Source organism: Pseudomonas sp. CHM02 (genome assembly GCF_000612585.1).
GTDB lineage: Bacteria > Pseudomonadota > Gammaproteobacteria > Pseudomonadales > Pseudomonadaceae > Aquipseudomonas.
In genome coordinates, this window is sequence record NZ_JFCA01000008.1 from 97747 (window position 1) to 115176 (window position 17430).

Here is a 17430-nt window from a genome sequence, read left to right on the forward strand (position 1 = left end):
GCGAAAATTCAATGAAACATTTGCGCATACCCTTAGAAGCAAATCAAAACGCGCCATCCACCAACACTTGCAGCGACTGCTCTGAACAGCGCTCGATACGTGCCCGCACGCGATACACCTCGGCAAACAACAGCGGGTTGAGCACGTCGTTCGCCGCTCCGCTGGCATACAAGCGACCCTGGCGCAGCACGGCAATATGGTCGGCAAAACGTGCAGCCAGGTTGATGTCGTGCAGCACGACCACGGCGATCAGGTTGTGTTCGCGCACCAGGCCGCGCACGCAGTCCATGACTTTCAGTTGGTAATTGAGGTCGAGGGCGCTGGTGGGTTCGTCCAGCAGCATCACCTGGGGGCGACGCGCAATCAGTTGCGCAAGGCTGACCAGTTGGCGTTGCCCGCCCGACAGCGTGCTTAACAACTGGTCGGCCAACTGCGCGATGCCAATGCGCTGCAATGCGTCGAAGGCTTCGCGCAGGCAGGCGTCGTTGGACAATGGAATGCCGTCCACATGGGCGACGCGCAAGGCAGCGATCACACTTTCCATCACGCTGAGGCTCAAGCCCGGTGGCAGGTTCTGCGGCATGTAGGTCACACGCCGGGCGCGCTCGGCCACGGACATGGCTGACAGGTCGAGGTCACCCAGGCGTACGACGCCATGCATCTTTTCCAGCCCGGCCACGGCGCGCAGCAAGGTGGATTTGCCGGCGCCATTGGGGCCGATCAGGGCGGTCAGGCTGCCATGGGGCAAGGTCGGCAGGCTCAGGTCATGCACGATCTGCCGGCGGCCATAACTCACATTGGCGTTGTGTACGCTTAACCCTTCGCTCATAACTGCCTCCCACGCTTGAACACCAGCACCACAAAAATCGGCACGCCCACCAACGCGGTGACGATGCCCACGGGCACGATCACACCGGGCATGATCAGCTTGCTGGCAATCGACGACAGCGACAGCAGCAACGCGCCGGTCAGGGCGCTGGCCGGCAACAGGAAGCGTTGGTCTTCGCCCACCAGGATCCGTGCGATATGCGGACCCACCAGGCCAATAAATCCGATAGTGCCTACAAAGGCTACGGCGGTGGCCGACAGCAGGCTGATGCGCAGCAACGAGAAAAACCGCAGGCGCTTCACGTCCACGCCGAAGCTTTGCGCGCGGTCTTCGCCCATGCGCAACAGGGTCAGGCGCGGCGCGGCGGCGATGGAAAACGGCAACACCACCGCGACCACCAGGGCCAGGATGCCGAGCTTGTCCCAGTTGGCCCGGGTGACGCTGCCCAGGGTCCAGAACACCAGTTGTTGCAGCACGTCTTCGGTGGCCACCAGTTGCAGCAAGGCCACCACCGCATTGCAACTGAACACCAGCGCGATGCCGAACAGCACCAGGCTCTCGACGCCGGCGCCTCGCAGGCGCGACATGGCTTGCAGCAAAAACACCGAAGCGGCGGCGAAGATGAAGGCCGAGATGGAAATCGCGGTATTGGCCGACACCCACAGGGTCGTCACCGGGAGCACAATCACCAGCGACGCCCCCAACGCCGCCGCCGACGACACGCCCAAGGTAAACGGGCTGGCCAGCGGGTTGTTCAAGATCGCCTGCATCTCGGCCCCGGCCAGCGACAACGCACAGCCCACCAGTATCGCCATCAGCGCGTAGGGCAGGCGCACGTTCCAGATGATCACCTGGTCGGTGGGGCTCAGATGTGACGGGTGCACAATCCCGTCAAGCAAGGCCAGCAGGCCCAGGCCGGACGGGCCGCTGGCCAGGTCTACCAGAAGGGCGCACACCAGTGCGGTGCCGAGCAGGGCCAGCAACCAGGTACGCCGCGCCAGCAGGCGGCGATAGCCGTGGGTAGCGCTGGCGAGGTCGAGGGTTTGAGTGGTCATTGGGCTCACACAATCTTGAAAGCGAAGAGGATCCAAATGTGGGAGCTGGCTTGCCTGCGATAGCGGAGTGTCAGTCACTGAATGAGGTGACTGAGACATCGCTATCGCAGGCAAGCCAGCTCCCACACTGACTGCATTCCAATAGGGCGATAAATGTTACTTGGGCTTGCTGTCGATCCAATAGGCACCCTGCAACGGCATCCCCAGGAACTGTTGGTTGATCTGTTCCATGGTCGCCTGCGGGTCCAGCTTGGCGAACAGCTCCGGGTGCACCCATTTGGCCAACGATTCAATCGCCAGCAGGTTGTACGGCGAGTTGTAGAAGTCATGCCACAGGCCGTGGGAATTACCTTCGCGGATCGCCCGAAGGTTGGCGAATTCCGGACGCGCCAGCACTCGGTCAAACGCCTCGCGTGCTTCATCGGTGGTTACACCTGCACCGAGAATCAACCCCGGTTTGTGGTTGCCGGTGGCGACATACACGTCCGGATCAGCCTTCAATGCGTACTCCACGCTGATATCCCCCAGCGCCCCCGGCACCACATCGGCGGCGATATTGCGCCCGCCCACCAGCTTGATCACTTCACCCATGCCGCTCTTGCCGGTGGTGTGCCCTGGCGCTTGCCAGGCACCGGCCAGCAGTTCGAGGAACACGCTTGGGCGCGGGCCCTCAGGCAAGGCGGCGACGGCATCGGTGATGACCTTGATGTGCTGGTCATAGAAATCCAGAAAGGCCTTGGCCTGGGTTTCACGCCCCAGCGCCTGGCCCAGCGCGGTCATGCTGGTGTGTGTGCCTTGCACCGGGTTGAGGCGGAAGTCGACGAACAACACCGGTATGCCGGCCCTGGCCAGCACATCGGCGACCGGGCTGTGTTCGGTCGGGCCATGCCCGGAAATGCTGAAGACCGCCAGGTCGGGTTTCAGCGAGAGGATTTCCTCGGCGCTGACGCTTTGCTCCGACGCTTGCCCGATCAATGGGATGTCTTTCACTGTAGGAAATTTCGCCACATAGGCGTTATAGGTGTGTGGGTCCAGCAGCTTCAAATCGTTCTGCCAGCCGACGATGCGCTGGAACGGGGCATCGCGGTCAAGCAAGGCGAACGCCGAAATCAACCGGCCTTCACCGAGGACAACGCGCTTTACGTGGTCAGCCACTTCGACCTTGCGGCCCAGCACGTCAGTGACTTCATGGGCGGCGGCGGTTTCGGCATGGCCGAAGATCAGCGCGGCGAACAGTACGCCGAGCTTGAGCGCATTACGGGGGTTCAACATGGCAGGGACTCCAGGTGAAGGCGGCGCATCAGACATCGCTCCAGCGCCGCAACAGGTTGTGGTAGGCGCCGCTCAGTTGCAGCAGCGCGTGGTGGTCGGCGTCTTGGGCGGTGAGGGTCTGGATGGCGACGTCCATGTCCAGCAACAGCTGGCGCTGACTGTCTTCGCGCACCAGGCTTTCGATCCAGAAGAAACTGGCGATGCGCTCGCCGCGCGTCACCGGGTTGATCTTGTGCAGGCTGCTGCCGGGGTAGATCAGCAGGTGGCCGGCGGGCAGCTTCACTGCGTGTTCGCCGAAGGTGTCGCGAATGATCAGTTCGCCGCCGTCATAGCTGGCCGGATTGGCGAGGAACAGCGTGGCGGAGATGTCCGTGCGCACCCGCTCGCGCACGCCCTTGAGGCCGCGAATAGCGTTGTCGATATGCCAGTCGAACGCCTCGCCGCCGCAGTAGCGGTTGAACAGCGGCGGGTAGATACGCTTGGGCAAGGCGGCCGACATGAACAGCGCGTTGTCCGACAGCCGCGCCAGGATCTGCTCGCCCACGCGAACGGCCACCGGCGAATCCTGCGACAACTGCCGGTTGTTTTTCGCCAGTGCCGAGCGCTGCCCGGCCGTCACCTTGCCGTCCACCCAGGGCTGATCGAGCAAGGTCGCCACGGTGCTTTCGACTTCGCGGGCACTGAGCAGTGCCGGGATTTCGATCAGCACGGGTCAGAACTCATAGTCGACGCTGGCGGTGAGGGTGCGCCCGGCGCCCGGAATGCCGTAGAGCTGGAAGCCGTCGAGGGAGGCGCCGATCTGGCTGTAATAGAACGTGTTGAACACGTTGTTGAGGTTGAGGTTGACCGTGGTGTCCTTGTTGACCTTGTATTGCGCCGCGACGTTGCTGAGCCAGTAGCCCGGGGCCTTTTCGTGGTCGCGGGTGTAGATCGCATACACGCCGGACGGGCCGTTGGCGTAGCTGCTGTTGTTGTTCAAGCCTCCGACGTATTTATTGTCGGTGTAACGGCGCCGGCCCACGTATTGCTCGCCGTAACTCAGGCTCAGGGCGTCGGTGACGGCGTAGGTGGTCCACAGGTTGGCGGTCAGGTCGGGCACGTTCTTGGCTTCGGCGCCTTTGTTGATGCCTTTTGTCTGGGTGCTCTTGAGTGCCGAGAAACCGCTGTAGGCGGTCCAGCGCGGGGTGATATTGCCTTGCAGGCCGAGTTCGATGCCGTCTACCCGTTTGGCGGGCAGGGCGCGAACGGGGGCGGATTCGCCGTCCTGGTATTCCCAGGCATTGTCCAGTTCAGTGCGGAAGATCGCCGCCGTGACGTTGAGCATGTCATGGGCGATGTCCCACTTGGTGCCCAGCTCATAGGTCTTCGACTTGGCCGGGCTGTAGTTGCTGGTGCTCGCCGCGCCGTAGATCTGGTTATTGGTCGACGCGCCCAACGCCGATGGCTGCGCGGCCTCGCTGTAGGACACGTAGATGCTGCCGTTGGGCAATGGCTTGAACACCGCGCCGACCCGACCGCTGACGGCGCCGTCGGTGCTGCTGATCGTGGCCTGGCCGCGTTGGCGGGTTTGCGCACGCCAGTTGTCGTAGCGCAGCGAACCGAGCACTTGCCATTGTTCGTTGAGGGTAATCGTGTCGCCCAGATAGACACCGGCGTTGTCGATCACCGAGCGCGGGTCGCCTTCGCCTTTGGTCACGTAGGTGCTGGCGAAGCTGTGGCTGGGGTCGTTCATGTCGAACAGCATGTCGCCGGCCGGCACTTGGGCGTTGCGTTTCAGGCCGCCGTAGGTCTCGTGATAGAACTCCAGGCCGCTGACCACTGCGTGCTGCAGGCTGCCGGTGGTGAGGTTGAAGTTGAAGTCGGTCTGGTTGTCGAGGATGGTGTAGCGCTTGGACAAACCGAAGTCACTGCCGCGCAGGATGCCGTAGGCGGTGTTGCTGTTGTTCACGTAGTCGGTGTAGGCATTCACCGTGCTGCCCGGCACTTGGCTGACAGGGCCTACACCTGTGTAGCCCAGGGTCGCACAGCGCGTGCCGGTGCAGGTCTTCTGGCCGTTGGCGTTGGCGGCGAAGAAGCGCGCCGGGGAGAGCACCGCGAAGTTGTCGCTGCGCTCCCAGCGCGTCTGGTTGCGCAGGTTGGCGTCGTTCCAGTCCACGTCATGTTCGAAGCGCGCAGTGAGTGAGGTGGTCTTGTTCTCTTGGGTGTAGAGGCTGGAGTCGCCATACCAGTTCGAGCGTTTCACCCCCGGCATGCGGTCGCCGTTGGTGCCGCGCTGGATCGGCACACCGCCGTCCGGCGTATTGGTGTCTTTCTGGTAGAAGGTGTCGACGAAGAACCGCGTGTCGGTGCCCAGGCCGAAGCCGAACGAAGTGGCGATGCCCCAGCGGTCGTAGTCCACGTCGTCACGTTCGGACACCTGGTTGTAGTGCTTCATCAGGTTGATGCGCACGGCGGTGGTGTCGTTCAGTTGTTTGTTGAGGTCGGCAGTGAGGCGGCGGTAGCTGTCGGTGCCGATCCCGGCCGAGACTTTGTTGGCATCGCCCAGGTGCGCTTCCTTGCTGACCAGGTTGACGCTGCCACCCACGGCGGACACCCCGGACTCGATGGAGCCGGTGCCCTTGAACACTTCCGCCTGTTGCAGGTTGAACGTATCGGTGCGCGTCGACATGCCCGCATCGCGCACGCCGTCGACGGTCAGGCTCTGCTCGGAAGAAAACCCGCGAATCGAAAACAGATCGCCCCAGCCCAGGTTGCCCTCGCCGGACATAAAGGTAATGCCCGGCACGTTGCGCAACACTTCCTGCAAGGTCTGCGCGTTCTGCTCCTTGAGCACCTGCTGCGGCACGATGGTCACGCTTTGCGGCGCGTCCAGCAGCGGTTGGCTGATTTTTGCCGAGGTCACCCGGTCCACTTTGAAGGTGGAGGTGGCTTCGCCGTCGACCTTGATTTCCGGCAGGCTCAGCACCGAATCGCTGGATTTGGCCGTTGGCGCATCAGCAAAGGCAACCGGCGCGACGCTGCCGGCAGCCAGCAAACCGAACATCGGTGCCAGGGTGGTGTGCAGCGAGTGGCTGCGAGGTGTGGGCAATGACATGGGCAACTTCCGAGTCTAAATTACAATTACTCTCATTTAGGTTCGGTAGTCTAAAGAGCGATTCCGCCTGCCATACCCCAGGTTTGTATCGCTGGTGCGTGATTATGGTTTCCTACAACATTCCATTACATTTGCGCGCACGGCTGGCTGAACTTTCGGCTATTTGCTGCGTTTCATTGTTTTCCGGATTGACTGCCCATGGCCAAACAAGACCACCTGCTGATCGTTGATGACGATCCGCAAATCCGCCAGTTGCTCTGCGACTACCTGAGCGACGCCGGCTTCCAGGTGTCCACCGCTGCCGATGGCAAGGAAATGCGCCGGCGCCTGGCGCTGAATGTCATCGACCTGATCGTCCTCGACCTGATGCTGCCTGGCGAAGACGGCTTGAGCCTGTGCCGCGAACTGCGGGTCAGCTCCAACACGCCGGTGGTGATGCTCACCGCCAAGGGCTCGTTGATCGACCGTATCGTCGGCCTGGAAATCGGTGCCGACGACTACCTGCCCAAGCCGTTCGACCCGCGAGAGTTGCTGGTGCGCATCAAGGTGGTGCTGCGCCGGGTGCAGAGCTTTCCAGACCGTGCGCGCCTGGATGAAGCGCCGAGTATTCGTTTCGCCGGCTGGCAACTCGACACGCGGGCGCGGCAATTGCTCTCGCCGGAGGGCGTGGTGGTCAGCCTGGGCAACTCGGATTACCGCGTGTTGCGCCTGCTGTTGCAGCACCCCAATCGGCCGTTGAGCCGCGACTTTCTGCTCAACCACGTGTTCGACAAGGACAGCACGCCGTTCGACCGCTCCATCGATGTGTGTGTCAGCCGCCTGCGCTCGCAACTGCCGGCGGGGCTGATCAAGACCGTGCGCAACGAGGGCTACATGCTCACCGCCGATGACGTGGTGCTGGCGTCGTGAGGCTGCTGCCGCGTTCGCTGTTCGGGCGGTTGGTGCTGATCCTGGTCAGCGGCATGCTCGCGGCGCAGGCCCTGACCAGCAGCATCTGGTACGACCGGCGCCATGGGCAGGTGCTGGAAATCCCTGTGCGCTTGATCGCTACGCGGCTGGCGGACGTGGTGCGTTTGGTGCACAGCGATCCGCAACAGGCTGACCTGTTGATCAAACTGCTCGACACGCCGAACTTTCGCCTGACCCTCAGCGATCAGGCCAGCAATACGCCCAGCACCCTTAACGACAGTGACCGGCCCACCGAGCGGCTGATCAAAAAAGTGCTGTCGGAAAAAACCGGCTATGCCCAGACCCTGATCCTGTTGCGCCTGTCCCTGGTGGATGGCGACGGGCAAACCGCCGGTCTGTCGACCTTGCTTGGTTCCAAACCGGTGGTGGGGCAATTCCTGATCGACCTGCGCCTGCCCGATGGGCGCTGGTTGCAAGTGGATGCCAGCGAAGAGCAGGGCTGGACCAGCACCTCGCCACTGGACCTGCTGTTCGACTACGTCATGCGTATTTATCTGCTGCGGGTGCTGGTGCTGGTGGTGATCGCCCTGGTCGCGGTGCGCTTGGCTATCCGCCCGCTCAACGCCCTGGCCAAGGCTGCCGAGGCCCTGGGCCGGGATATCCAGCGCCCGCCGTTGTCAGTGGACGGCCCCACCGAAGTGCGTCGCGCCGCGCAGGCCTTCAACGCGATGCAACAGCGGTTGATCGCCAACATCGCCGAGCGCACGCGGTTTCTTGCGGCCATTTCCCACGACCTGCGCTCACCAATCACACGCCTGCGCCTGCGCACCGAAATGCTCGAGGACAACCGCACCAGGGAGCGTTTTCGCAGCGACCTGGAAGAAATGGAGCACATGGTGTCCAGTACGTTGGATTTTGTCAGCAGTGGCGAAATCAACGAGACACGGCAGAACATCGACATCAATGCCTTGCTGCAAAGCTTGCAGGCGGACCTGCAGGACATCGGCGAGAACGTGCTGATCGAAGGCCGAGCCAAACAGCCCCTGCCGGGGTACGCCCGCAGCCTCAAGCGCTGTGTGCAGAACCTGCTGGAAAATGCGGTGCGTTATGGCTGCGACGTGGTGGTGCGGGTCGACGATCAGGCGGACAGCTTGAGGATCGTCATCAGCGACCGCGGGCCGGGGATTCCCCAGGAACAACTGGAACAGGTGATGGAGCCGTTCTACCGCGTGGAGGGCTCACGCAATGCCGAGACCGGCGGATATGGCTTGGGGCTGAGCATTGCTCATACCATCGCCAAGGCGCATGACGGGCGGTTGAATGTGCGCAATCGGCAAGGCGGGGGACTTGAAGTGGAGCTATTGTTGGTGCGACAGGCCTGACGTGGCGAGCCCGCTCGCCACAGTAAGCGGGCTCCTACGGGGTCAGGGCTTACGCCCCGTGGCACTTCTTGAATTTCTTCTCGCTGCCGCACGGGCACGGATCGTTGCGACCAACGTCCTTCAAGGCGTTGCGCACCGGCTCCTGGTGAGCGTGGCCGCAGTTCGGGCCGTGGACATGGCCGTGGTCGTGATCATGGTGATCGTGATCGTGGTTGCAGTCAGGACCATGGACATGGGGTTGCTGAGTCATCGATGTCGCTCCGGAATAAAATCGCCGGGGATTATCTCGCCATTGTGGTTCACCTGCACGTCATAACCGATGAATAATCCGGTTTTCAGCTCACCTTCCAGGCGATACGGCACGGGCTGGTCTGGATTTTTCAACATCTGCACCACATCACGGATCTGCGGCCAGAGGTTGGTGCGCACCGACACGCGGAAAACCTTATGGCTGCGCGGCGGCACGGTCAGCCATTCGTTGGACTCGCCCTCGGTCAGCACGAAGTTGCCCAAGGTGACCTTGTAGATCAGACCACGCACGGTCAGGTCGGCGTCGTCGCGGTTGTCGACGCGAAAGTACAGCTTGAATTTCTGCTCCAGCAACTTGGCGCGCACCACCTCGACTTTCACCAGGGAGACATGAGGCGGCGGCGAATCGTCTTCGAACCACGACGCACAACCGGTCAGGCCAAGGGTCAACGCCAGCATCAAGCTGTACATCCGAAGCATGGCGTTATCCATTCCTGTAGGAGCGAGCTTGCTCGCGAAGGTCGTCAACGATGACGGTGACAGCCTGACACACAACGGCACCCTCAGGTTTTTCGCGGGCAAGCCCGCTCCTAGCGTTGGCGGTGCGTGCCTTTAAAAGTAGCTGGAACAGCACTTCTTGAATTTCTGCCCACTGCCGCACAGGCAGGCATCGTTGCGTCCGGCCTTCACTTCCACCGTCGGGTCGATGAAGTACCAGCGCCCGTCATTCTGTACGAAAGAGGACTGCTCGCGGTGGCTATGTTCACCGGTGCTGTCATGCCAGCGTGCGGTGAAGGTCACGAACGCGTGTTCTGGCTGGCCGCCGAACACCTCGGAGCTTTCCACCTCAAGACCGAGCCAGGTGCTCTGGGCACTCCAGGCGGCGATAGCGTTGCGGTCCAGGCCCGGTCGTTGGGCGGGCAGGGTGGTGGCGACCAGGTAGTCCACCAGGCCCAGGACGTAGGCGCTGTAGCGCGAGCGCATCAACGCGGTGGCGCAGGGCGCCGGGTGCCCGGCGTGATAATGGCCGCAGCAGGCATCCAGCAGGTTGCCACTGCCGCAGGGGCAAATGGATGTACTCATCGGGTTACCACCAATACTTTCCGAAGTTTTCCGGGTTGGCCCAGAAGCGGGCGTTGAGCCAGTCCGGCACCTGTTTATAGTCAAGCAGATCGTAGGTAAACAGCGTCAGGACCTGCTCATCACGCTGGAAACGCTCGCCGGCCTGCAGGGCCAGGGAGAAGAAGTCGGTGTCTTTCCAGCCGCAGGCGCCCAGGTCCACCAGCACCGCAATGCGGCTGGCGTTGAGGTTGCGGATGCCGCCCAGCAGGGTCAGGCCTTGCGGTTTTGACAGGTGCTCCAGGCAATCGACTGCCAGCGCCAGGTCGAAACGCTGCGCCGCCAGCTCCGCCGGCAGAGGGCCGGGTGAGGCGAGGGCGACCTGGGTGTCGGGGTGCGCTGCTTGAAATGCCTCCAGCGCCGGGAACTGGCTGGCGCCCAACAGCAACAGGCGTTTGGGCTGGTGCAAATCGAGCAAAGCGGCCAGGGCTTGCTGGGGTGTACGGGCAGAAATACCGGCGGTCATCAGAGATCCTCACATCAGGACCGTAGAGACTAGCGCGGCTGAGCGTGCGGGCCTAGAGCGGGTGGCTGCGAAAAGTCCGACAAACGCGACGATCCTCAATGAATACAGGGGCGCGGCGTAGTGGCGCAGATGAAAAGAGCCGTCTTTACTCCACCCATCGGCCCCCGCCGATCCCCCTCAGGAGAAATCAGATGAGCATCATGCGGACAGCTCTACCCTTGGTTCTGCTAACCGGAGTATTGACAGGTTGCGCAGGCTTGCAAAAAACCGATTGGCCCACCTGCGCTGCGGTTGGCGGCGTGACCGGTGCGGCGATCGGTGCCACTGAAAGCTCGGCTTATGCCGGCGCAGGTGCGCTGCTGATCGGCGGCATGGCCGGCGCCTATTGCTGGGTGCACGGCGATGGCGACGAAGATGGCGATGGCGTGCCGGACAGCCGCGACAAGTGCCCGGGCACGCCGAAAGGTGTGCAGGTCGATGCCGATGGTTGCCCACCCGCACCGCCACCAGCTGTGGTTGAGGAGGTCGTGGTGGTCAAGGAAGAAACCATCGTGATTCGCGATGTGCACTTCCAGTTCGATTCGGCCAAGTTGACGGCGGCGGATAAAACCAAGCTCGATACCATCGCCACGCGCTTGAAACAGGAAGCCCCGACCGCCCAACTGCGGGTCAGTGGCCACACCGACAGCGTCGGCAAAGACGCCTACAACCAGAAACTTTCGGAAAAACGCGCCCACTCGGTTACCGATTACCTGATCGGCGCCGGTGTACCACGCAGCAATTTTGTATCGGTGACCGGTGCGGGCGAGAGCCACCCCGTAGCCGACAACAAAACCGCTGAAGGCCGCGCCTTGAACCGCCGTACGGAAATCCAGATCAACCGCTGACGGCCCTTGCCCCTGTGGGATCCACAGGGGCATTGCTGCCAATCCTCCCCCTTTATTAACTTTTTTGAACCTTCACTGGCAAAGCGCCTGTGGAAGTCGTTACTGTGCGTCCAAAGAAAAAACTACAAATGATTGTCGAAAGAATTCAGGGGAGCCCCATGATGCGTAAGGTTTTACTGCTGGCCCTGTTGGTCAGCCCCGTTGCCCTGGCCCAAAGCGTCAGTGTTGAAACCAACTCGCTGATGCGCCTGCCCAGTAGCGCCAGCGTGCTGCAACTGGAGCGCCTGGACGTGGCGGACTACGGCACCTTGCTGATTCCTGCAACCATCAGCCAGGTCAGCGTGGATGAGCTGCACCTGGGCCGCGACGCCCGCATCGCCATTGTCCCCGGCAACACCGCGCTGCAATTACAGGTGCGCCATGCGCAGTTGGACCACGGCAGTCAGATCACTTCACGCGGTGCTCCCGGTACTCATGAAAAGCCGGCCAAGGCCGGGCGTGACCTGACCTTGCGCATCAATTCGCTGGTTGCAGACGAACTCTCGGTGGACGCCCGTGGCGGTGCCGGTGCCCAAGGCTATGCCGGCCTGGATGGTGCCAACGGTGAAGATCCGGGTTGCACCTGGGGCTCGGCCGGTCGTGGCGCCAATGGCGATAACGGCGGCGATGGCTTGCCCGGCGCGGCCGGTGCGCAGGTGCGGGTCGAGTTGCCGCAGGACTTCCCGGCGCAGCAGATCAAAGTCTGGGTCGATGGCGGTGCGGGCGGTTTGGCCGGTACGGCGGGCAAGCCTGGTAAAGGTGGACAGTCGAAGGGGTGCCTGGTGTACCGCGCCGATGGCGGCGAGAAGGGCCGCCCAGGGTTGGAAGGGCGGCCGGGGCCGGCTGGGCCTGCGGGGACTGTGACTATTCAGCGCCTGTAGTGAGCGGGCTTGCCCCGCGCTGGGGGCGGCGAGGCCGCCCCAATCCAGTCACCGCGTGTTTGCAGTGAGAAACAGGTTGTGTGGTTTTAGGGCTGCTTCGCAGCCCGGCGCGGGGCAAGCCCGCTCACCACAGCAAGCCCGCTCACTGCAACATCGGCCGGGCCGAAGCAATCGCCACCACCACCAACCCCACGATCAGATTGATGCCCACCAACCTGCGAATCTGCCCCAGCACCGCAGCCCCCGCCGGCCAATCCTCAGCCGCCACCGCCTTGCGCAGTTCCGGAAATTTCAACGCCTGGATGCGGATAAACAGCGCCGTCATCACCAGATACAAGCCCATCATCACCTGCACATAACGTGGCGCGGTCTCAAACCCGCTGAAGCGCAGTTGCAGCAGGCCAATGCCGCTGATCGGCAAAACCGCCACCGCCAACCATACCCACACGAAAAAACGTTGAAACACATTCGCCCACAGCTTGAGCCGGGCAGGGCCCTCAAGTGCCGCCACAGCGGCGGGGCGCAGGATCATCCAGGCGAAAAACATACCGCCGACCCAGATCAGGGCGGCCAATACATGCAGGGTGTAAGCGAGGCTAAACGCGGTCATTGTGGTACTCCGTTCTGCGCGGGATTAATTAGCGGGGTATGATAGCGGCCGATCCGAACCACTGAAAATTTATCCAGCGTTTTTTGCGCCCGACTATCCATGATCAGCACTGAACTCAAAACCACGATCCAGGGCGCCTACTCGCGTTTTCTCGAAGCCAAGAGCTTGAAACCGCGCTACGGCCAACGCCTGATGATCGCCGAAGTGGCCAAGGTCCTCGGGGATATCGACACCGACGACGAAGGTCGCCGCGAAGGTGAGCCCGCGGTCGTGGCCGTCGAGGCCGGTACCGGTACCGGCAAGACCGTGGCCTATAGCCTGGCTGCGATCCCCACGGCCAAGGCCGCGGGCAAGCGCCTGGTGATCGCCACCGCCACGGTCGCCCTGCAGGAGCAGATTGTCTACAAAGACCTGCCCGACCTGATGCGCAACAGCGGCCTGAATTTCACCTTCGCCCTGGCCAAGGGCCGTGGGCGCTATATGTGCCTGTCCAAGCTCGACGTACTGTTGCAGGAAGGCCACGCGCAAACCGCGACCGCCCAACTGTTCGAAGAAGAAGGCTTCAAGATCGAGGTCGATGAGGCCAGCCAGAAGCTGTTCACCAGCATGATCGAGAAGCTGGCCGGCAACAAATGGGACGGTGACCGCGACAGCTGGCCCACTGCCTTGGAAGACGCCGACTGGGCGCGCCTGACCACCGACCACAGCCAATGCACCAACCGCCATTGCCCCAACTTCGGCCAGTGCGCCTTCTACAAGGCCCGCGAAGGTATGGGCAAGGTCGATGTGATCGTCACCAACCACGACATGGTCCTGGCCGACCTGGCCCTGGGCGGCGGTGCGGTATTGCCGGACCCGCGCGACACCCTGTACGTGTTCGACGAAGGCCATCACCTGCCGGACAAGGCCATCGGCCACTTCGCCCACTACACGCGCTTGCGCTCCACTGCCGACTGGCTGGAAACCACCGCGAAGAACCTCACCAAGTTGCTGGCCCAGCACCCGCTGCCCGGCGACCTGGGCAAGTTGATCGAACAGGTGCCGGAACTGGCGCGGGAGATCAAGACCCAGCAGCAGTTCATGTTCAGCGCCTGCGAGCAGGTGGCCGACTTCAAGCCCGGCGAAGACGTCGAGGGCCGTGAGCGGCCACGTCACCGTTTTGTCGGCGGGCTCATCCCCGAGCACATGCGCGAAATGGGCATCGAGCTGAAGAAGGGCTTTTCACGCCTGACCGACCTCTTCACCCGCCTCACTGATCTGCTCAAGGAGGGCATGGACGGCGAGGTCAACATCGGCATCGCCAGCAACCAGGCCGAGGAATGGTACCCGCTGTTCGGCAGCCTGTTGTCGCGCTCCCAAGGCAACTGGGAGCTGTGGACCGCCTTCACTGTCGAAGACCCGGAAGACAACCCGCCCATGGCGCGCTGGCTGACTCTGTCGGAAAGCGGTGCATTGTTCGATATCGAGGTCAACGCCAGCCCGATCCTGGCCGCCGAAATGCTGCGCCGCAACCTGTGGAACGTGGCCTATGGCTGCCTGGTGACCTCGGCCACGCTGACTGCCCTGGGCACCTTCGACCGCTTCCGCATGCGCGCCGGCCTGCCGAAAAAGGCCGTCACCGCGGTGGTGCCGAGCCCGTTCCATCACGCTGACGCGGGGGTGCTGCGGGTGCCGGACCTCAAGGCCGACCCACGGGATGCGGCGGCCCACACGGCCGCGATCATCCGTGACCTGCCGGAGCTGGTGGAAGGTTCACGCGGTACGCTGGTGCTGTTTTCGTCACGCAAACAGATGCAGGACGTGTTCGACGGCCTCGACCGCGACTGGCGCAAGCAGGTGTTCATCCAGGGCAACCTGTCCAAGCAGGAAACCCTGAACAAGCACAAGGCGCGCGTCGACGGTGGCGACTCCAGCGTACTGTTCGGCCTGGCGAGCTTTGCCGAAGGCGTGGACTTGCCGGGCGCCTACTGCGAACACGTGGTGATCGCCAAGATTCCGTTCTCGGTGCCGGATGATCCGGTCGAGGCGGCCCTGGCCGAGTGGATCGAGGCACGGGGCGGTAATCCGTTCATGGAAATCTCGGTGCCGGATGCTTCCTTGAAGCTGGTCCAGGCCTGCGGTCGCTTGCTGCGTACCGAAGAGGACCGGGGCACCATCACGTTGCTCGACCGCCGTTTGGTCACCCAGCGCTATGGCAAGGCTATCCTCAATGCCTTGCCGCCGTTCAGGCGCGAAATTTCTTAAGCCACCGTGGGCGAATGCGCCCACTTCGTGGTCTATCTCAATTATGTCATCAGGCCATTCGCCGGCCGTCTGGGAGAACCTTGTTCGTATGATTCGCACGCTGCCCGCACTTTTTGCCTTGTTGCTCGCCGCGCCGTTGATGGCCGCGCCTGCCGGGCAACAGACCTTGTTCAACTTCGTCCGGCCTGCCGATGTGGTCAAGGTGGCGACCCAGGACGCCAGCCTGCCGCAATACAACGCCGAACAAACGGCCGAAGGCGAAGTGCTGCGCCGCATTACCTTCAACCCGGCCGCCGAACCGAGCCTGGTCCTCAGCCCGCAGACCGGAGCCTGGGACTGGTCCCAGTCGGGTGCCATGAGCCTGCGTATCCAGAGTGCGATGGACTGGGCGTTGACACTCTACGTCAAGGTGCAGAGCGCGGATGGCAAGACCCTGGTCAGCCGCATCGACCTGCCCGCCGGCCCGGCCCAGACCTTGCTGGTGCCACTGCAGGCCAATTCGCCGCTGAGCCAGGGCATGAAGGCCGGCCCACCGATGCCGATCACCGTGGACGGCCAGCGCGTGTTGCTGGCCAGCAGCGCGGGCGAGATCGACCGCAGCCAGGTGGTCTCGGTGACCTTGTCGATGATCAAGCCCAACGCCGCCCAAAGCATTCTGCTGGAGCGCTTTGGCGTGCAGGACAGCGAGCCGGTGCTGAAGGCCGCCTACAGCGAACTGGTGGATGCCTATGGTCAATCCACCCGTGCGCGCTGGCCGGAAAAAGTCAGCAGCGACGAGCAGCTCAAGGCCGCTGCCGCCAAGGAGCAACAGCAGCTCCAGGGCTGGCTGGCCACGCGGGACAAATCCGCGCTGGACCCATACGGCGGCTGGAACAAAGGCCCGGCGTTCGACGCCAGCGGGTTTTTCCGCACCGAGAAGCGCGACGGTCGCTGGTACCTGGTGACGCCGGAGGGGCATCCGTTCTACTCACTGGGCGTCAATACCGTGGCCCCGGACAACAGCCAGACCTACGTGGCAGGCCGAGAATGGATGTTCGCAGCGTTGCCCAAGGGCGGCGAACCCTTCGACAAGTACTACGGCAGCAGTGACAACCGCACCGGCAATGGCGCGGGCGAAGGCCGCAGCTTTGCTGCCGGGCGTTGGTATGACTTTTACGGAGCCAACCTGCAGCGCACGTATGGCGGTGACGGGTTTGACCAGAAACGCTGGGTGACCCACACCCTCGACCGCCTGCAAGCCTGGGGTTTCAACACCGTCGGCAACTGGAGCGACGAGGACCTGGCCACCGCCGACCGCGTGCCCTACACCTTGCCGCTGTCGATTGTCGGCGACTACGCCAGCATCAGCACCGGCACCGACTGGTGGGGCGGCATGCCCGATCCCTTCGACCCACGCTTTGCCATGGCCACCGAGCGCGCCGTGGCCATTGCTGCCCGTGACCATCGTGATGACCCGTGGCTGATCGGCTTCTTTGCCGACAACGAATTGGCCTGGGCCGGCCCTGGCGATGATCCAAAGTCCCGTTACGCCTTGGCCTACGGCACACTGCGCATGACCACCGACGTCCCGGCCAAACGTGCGTTCCTCAAGCAACTGCGCGACAAATACCGCAACGAAGAAGGCTTGTCGAAAGCCTGGGGCATCGAACTGAAAGGCTGGGAGCTGATGGAAGACCCAGGCTTCGAACCACCGATGCCGAGCCCCGAGCACCCGGAAATCGAAGCGGACTTCAAATACTTCCAGAAGACCTTCGCCGATGCCTACTTCAAGACCATTTCCGACTCGCTGAAATGGCACGCTCCCCATCAACTGCTGCTGGGTGGCCGTTATGCGGTCAGCACGCCGGAAGCCGTGGCCTCCTGTGCGCAATATTGCGATGTGTTGAGTTTCAATATGTACACCCTCAAACCCCAGGACGGTTACGACTTCGCCGCCTTGCGAGCGTTGGACAAACCGGTGCTGATCACCGAATTCAACTTCGGCTCGGCTGACCGCGGGCCGTTCTGGGGCGGTGTGACCCAGTTGGCCAAGGAAGAGGACCGTGGCGCGGCCTATGGCAATTTCCTCAAGCAGGCCATGGCCGAGCCGTCGATTGTCGGTGTGCACTGGTTCCAGTACCTGGACCAGCCGGTGACCGGGCGTTTGCTGGACGGTGAGAATGGCCACTTTGGCCTGGTCGGCATCACCGACGTACCCTTCCAGGGCTTTGTCGAGAGCGTGCGCAAAAGCAACCTGGCGGCGGTCGACCAACTGGGCAAGGAAGCGGAAAAGGCCAAGGCGGCAGGCGCCGCGCGTGAAAGCGAGGGTGGCCGGGCCGGGCATGAGGGCAAAGGCCCGGGGCAGGGCGCCGGGCATGCGGGTGGGCACGCTGGAAATGGTCATTGATTGAGTGC

At 62.8% G+C, this 17430-nt stretch carries 16 protein-coding genes; 6 read left to right on the top strand and 10 right to left on the bottom strand.

Annotated elements, in window-relative coordinates:
• Nucleotides 1-43: 43 nt before the first annotated feature.
• From BM70_RS0106055 to BM70_RS0106075, 5 genes are all read right to left on the bottom strand, one after another.
• The gene (locus BM70_RS0106055) at nt 44-829 is read right to left on the bottom strand and encodes an ABC transporter ATP-binding protein (RefSeq protein ID WP_025855162.1); all 786 of its coding nucleotides are present in this window, start codon (nt 827-829) and stop codon (nt 44-46) included.
• Nucleotides 826-1884, bottom strand: a complete 1059-nt coding sequence (locus BM70_RS0106060; protein ID WP_025855163.1) for an iron ABC transporter permease — start codon at nt 1882-1884, stop codon at nt 826-828. Before BM70_RS0106060 ends, BM70_RS0106055 begins: the two co-directional genes overlap by 4 nt.
• Before the next feature lie 156 nt (nt 1885-2040).
• The gene (locus tag BM70_RS0106065) at nt 2041-3156 is read right to left on the bottom strand and encodes an ABC transporter substrate-binding protein (RefSeq protein WP_025855164.1); all 1116 of its coding nucleotides are present in this window, start codon (nt 3154-3156) and stop codon (nt 2041-2043) included.
• A 28-nt stretch (nt 3157-3184) separates the two neighbouring features.
• Nucleotides 3185-3865 carry a Fe2+-dependent dioxygenase gene (locus BM70_RS0106070; protein WP_025855165.1) on the bottom strand — a complete coding sequence of 227 codons (681 nt, stop codon included), beginning with the start codon at nt 3863-3865 and terminating at the stop codon, nt 3185-3187.
• Between the two features lie 3 nt (nt 3866-3868).
• A complete protein-coding gene (locus tag BM70_RS0106075; protein WP_025855166.1) occupies nt 3869-6250 on the bottom strand; it encodes a TonB-dependent siderophore receptor in 2382 nt (793 codons plus the stop codon).
• 198 nt (nt 6251-6448) lie between these two features.
• Between BM70_RS0106075 and BM70_RS0106080 the strand changes: the two genes are divergently transcribed.
• Both BM70_RS0106080 and BM70_RS0106085 read left to right on the top strand, forming a co-directional pair.
• Nucleotides 6449-7159, top strand: coding sequence for a response regulator (locus BM70_RS0106080; RefSeq protein ID WP_025855167.1), 711 nt, complete (start codon nt 6449-6451; stop codon nt 7157-7159).
• Nucleotides 7156-8541 (top strand): ATP-binding protein, encoded by a 1386-nt coding sequence (locus tag BM70_RS0106085; RefSeq protein ID WP_025855168.1) that lies wholly within the window; start codon nt 7156-7158, stop codon nt 8539-8541. The genes BM70_RS0106080 and BM70_RS0106085 overlap by 4 nt, the downstream gene beginning before the upstream one ends.
• A gap of 49 nt (nt 8542-8590) precedes the next feature.
• Here BM70_RS0106085 and BM70_RS0106090 read toward each other — a convergent pair whose 3' ends face one another.
• The 4 genes from BM70_RS0106090 to BM70_RS0106105 all read right to left on the bottom strand — a co-directional run bounded on the left by BM70_RS0106090 (nt 8591) and on the right by BM70_RS0106105 (nt 10375).
• The gene (locus BM70_RS0106090) at nt 8591-8791 is read right to left on the bottom strand and encodes an SEC-C metal-binding domain-containing protein (protein WP_003189235.1); all 201 of its coding nucleotides are present in this window, start codon (nt 8789-8791) and stop codon (nt 8591-8593) included.
• Nucleotides 8788-9270, bottom strand: a complete 483-nt coding sequence (locus BM70_RS0106095; RefSeq protein ID WP_025855169.1) for an LEA type 2 family protein — start codon at nt 9268-9270, stop codon at nt 8788-8790. Before BM70_RS0106095 ends, BM70_RS0106090 begins: the two co-directional genes overlap by 4 nt.
• A 132-nt stretch (nt 9271-9402) precedes the next feature.
• Nucleotides 9403-9873: a YchJ family protein gene (locus tag BM70_RS0106100; RefSeq protein WP_025855170.1), complete on the bottom strand. Its 471-nt coding sequence runs from the start codon at nt 9871-9873 to the stop codon at nt 9403-9405.
• A gap of 4 nt (nt 9874-9877) precedes the next feature.
• A complete protein-coding gene (locus BM70_RS0106105; protein WP_025855171.1) occupies nt 9878-10375 on the bottom strand; it encodes a DUF6231 family protein in 498 nt (165 codons plus the stop codon).
• A 191-nt stretch (nt 10376-10566) separates the two neighbouring features.
• On the opposite strand from BM70_RS0106105, the gene BM70_RS0106110 reads away from it, so the two are divergent.
• Both BM70_RS0106110 and BM70_RS0106115 read left to right on the top strand, forming a co-directional pair.
• Nucleotides 10567-11262, top strand: a complete 696-nt coding sequence (locus BM70_RS0106110; protein WP_025855172.1) for an OmpA family protein — start codon at nt 10567-10569, stop codon at nt 11260-11262.
• Between the two features lie 161 nt (nt 11263-11423).
• On the top strand, nt 11424-12182 hold the full coding sequence (locus BM70_RS0106115; protein WP_025855173.1) for a hypothetical protein: 759 nt from the start codon (nt 11424-11426) through the stop codon (nt 12180-12182).
• Between the two features lie 142 nt (nt 12183-12324).
• Here BM70_RS0106115 and BM70_RS0106120 read toward each other — a convergent pair whose 3' ends face one another.
• Complete coding sequence (locus tag BM70_RS0106120; RefSeq protein WP_025855174.1) at nt 12325-12792, bottom strand: CopD family protein; 468 nt, start codon at nt 12790-12792, stop codon at nt 12325-12327.
• 99 nt (nt 12793-12891) lie between these two features.
• On the opposite strand from BM70_RS0106120, the gene dinG reads away from it, so the two are divergent.
• Together dinG and BM70_RS0106130 are read left to right on the top strand one after the other, a co-directional pair.
• On the top strand, nt 12892-15036 hold the full coding sequence (gene dinG / locus BM70_RS0106125) for an ATP-dependent DNA helicase DinG (protein WP_010212383.1): 2145 nt from the start codon (nt 12892-12894) through the stop codon (nt 15034-15036).
• 88 nt (nt 15037-15124) lie between these two features.
• Nucleotides 15125-17422, top strand: coding sequence for a beta-galactosidase (locus BM70_RS0106130; protein ID WP_025855175.1), 2298 nt, complete (start codon nt 15125-15127; stop codon nt 17420-17422).
• Nucleotides 17423-17430: the final 8 nt, after the last annotated feature.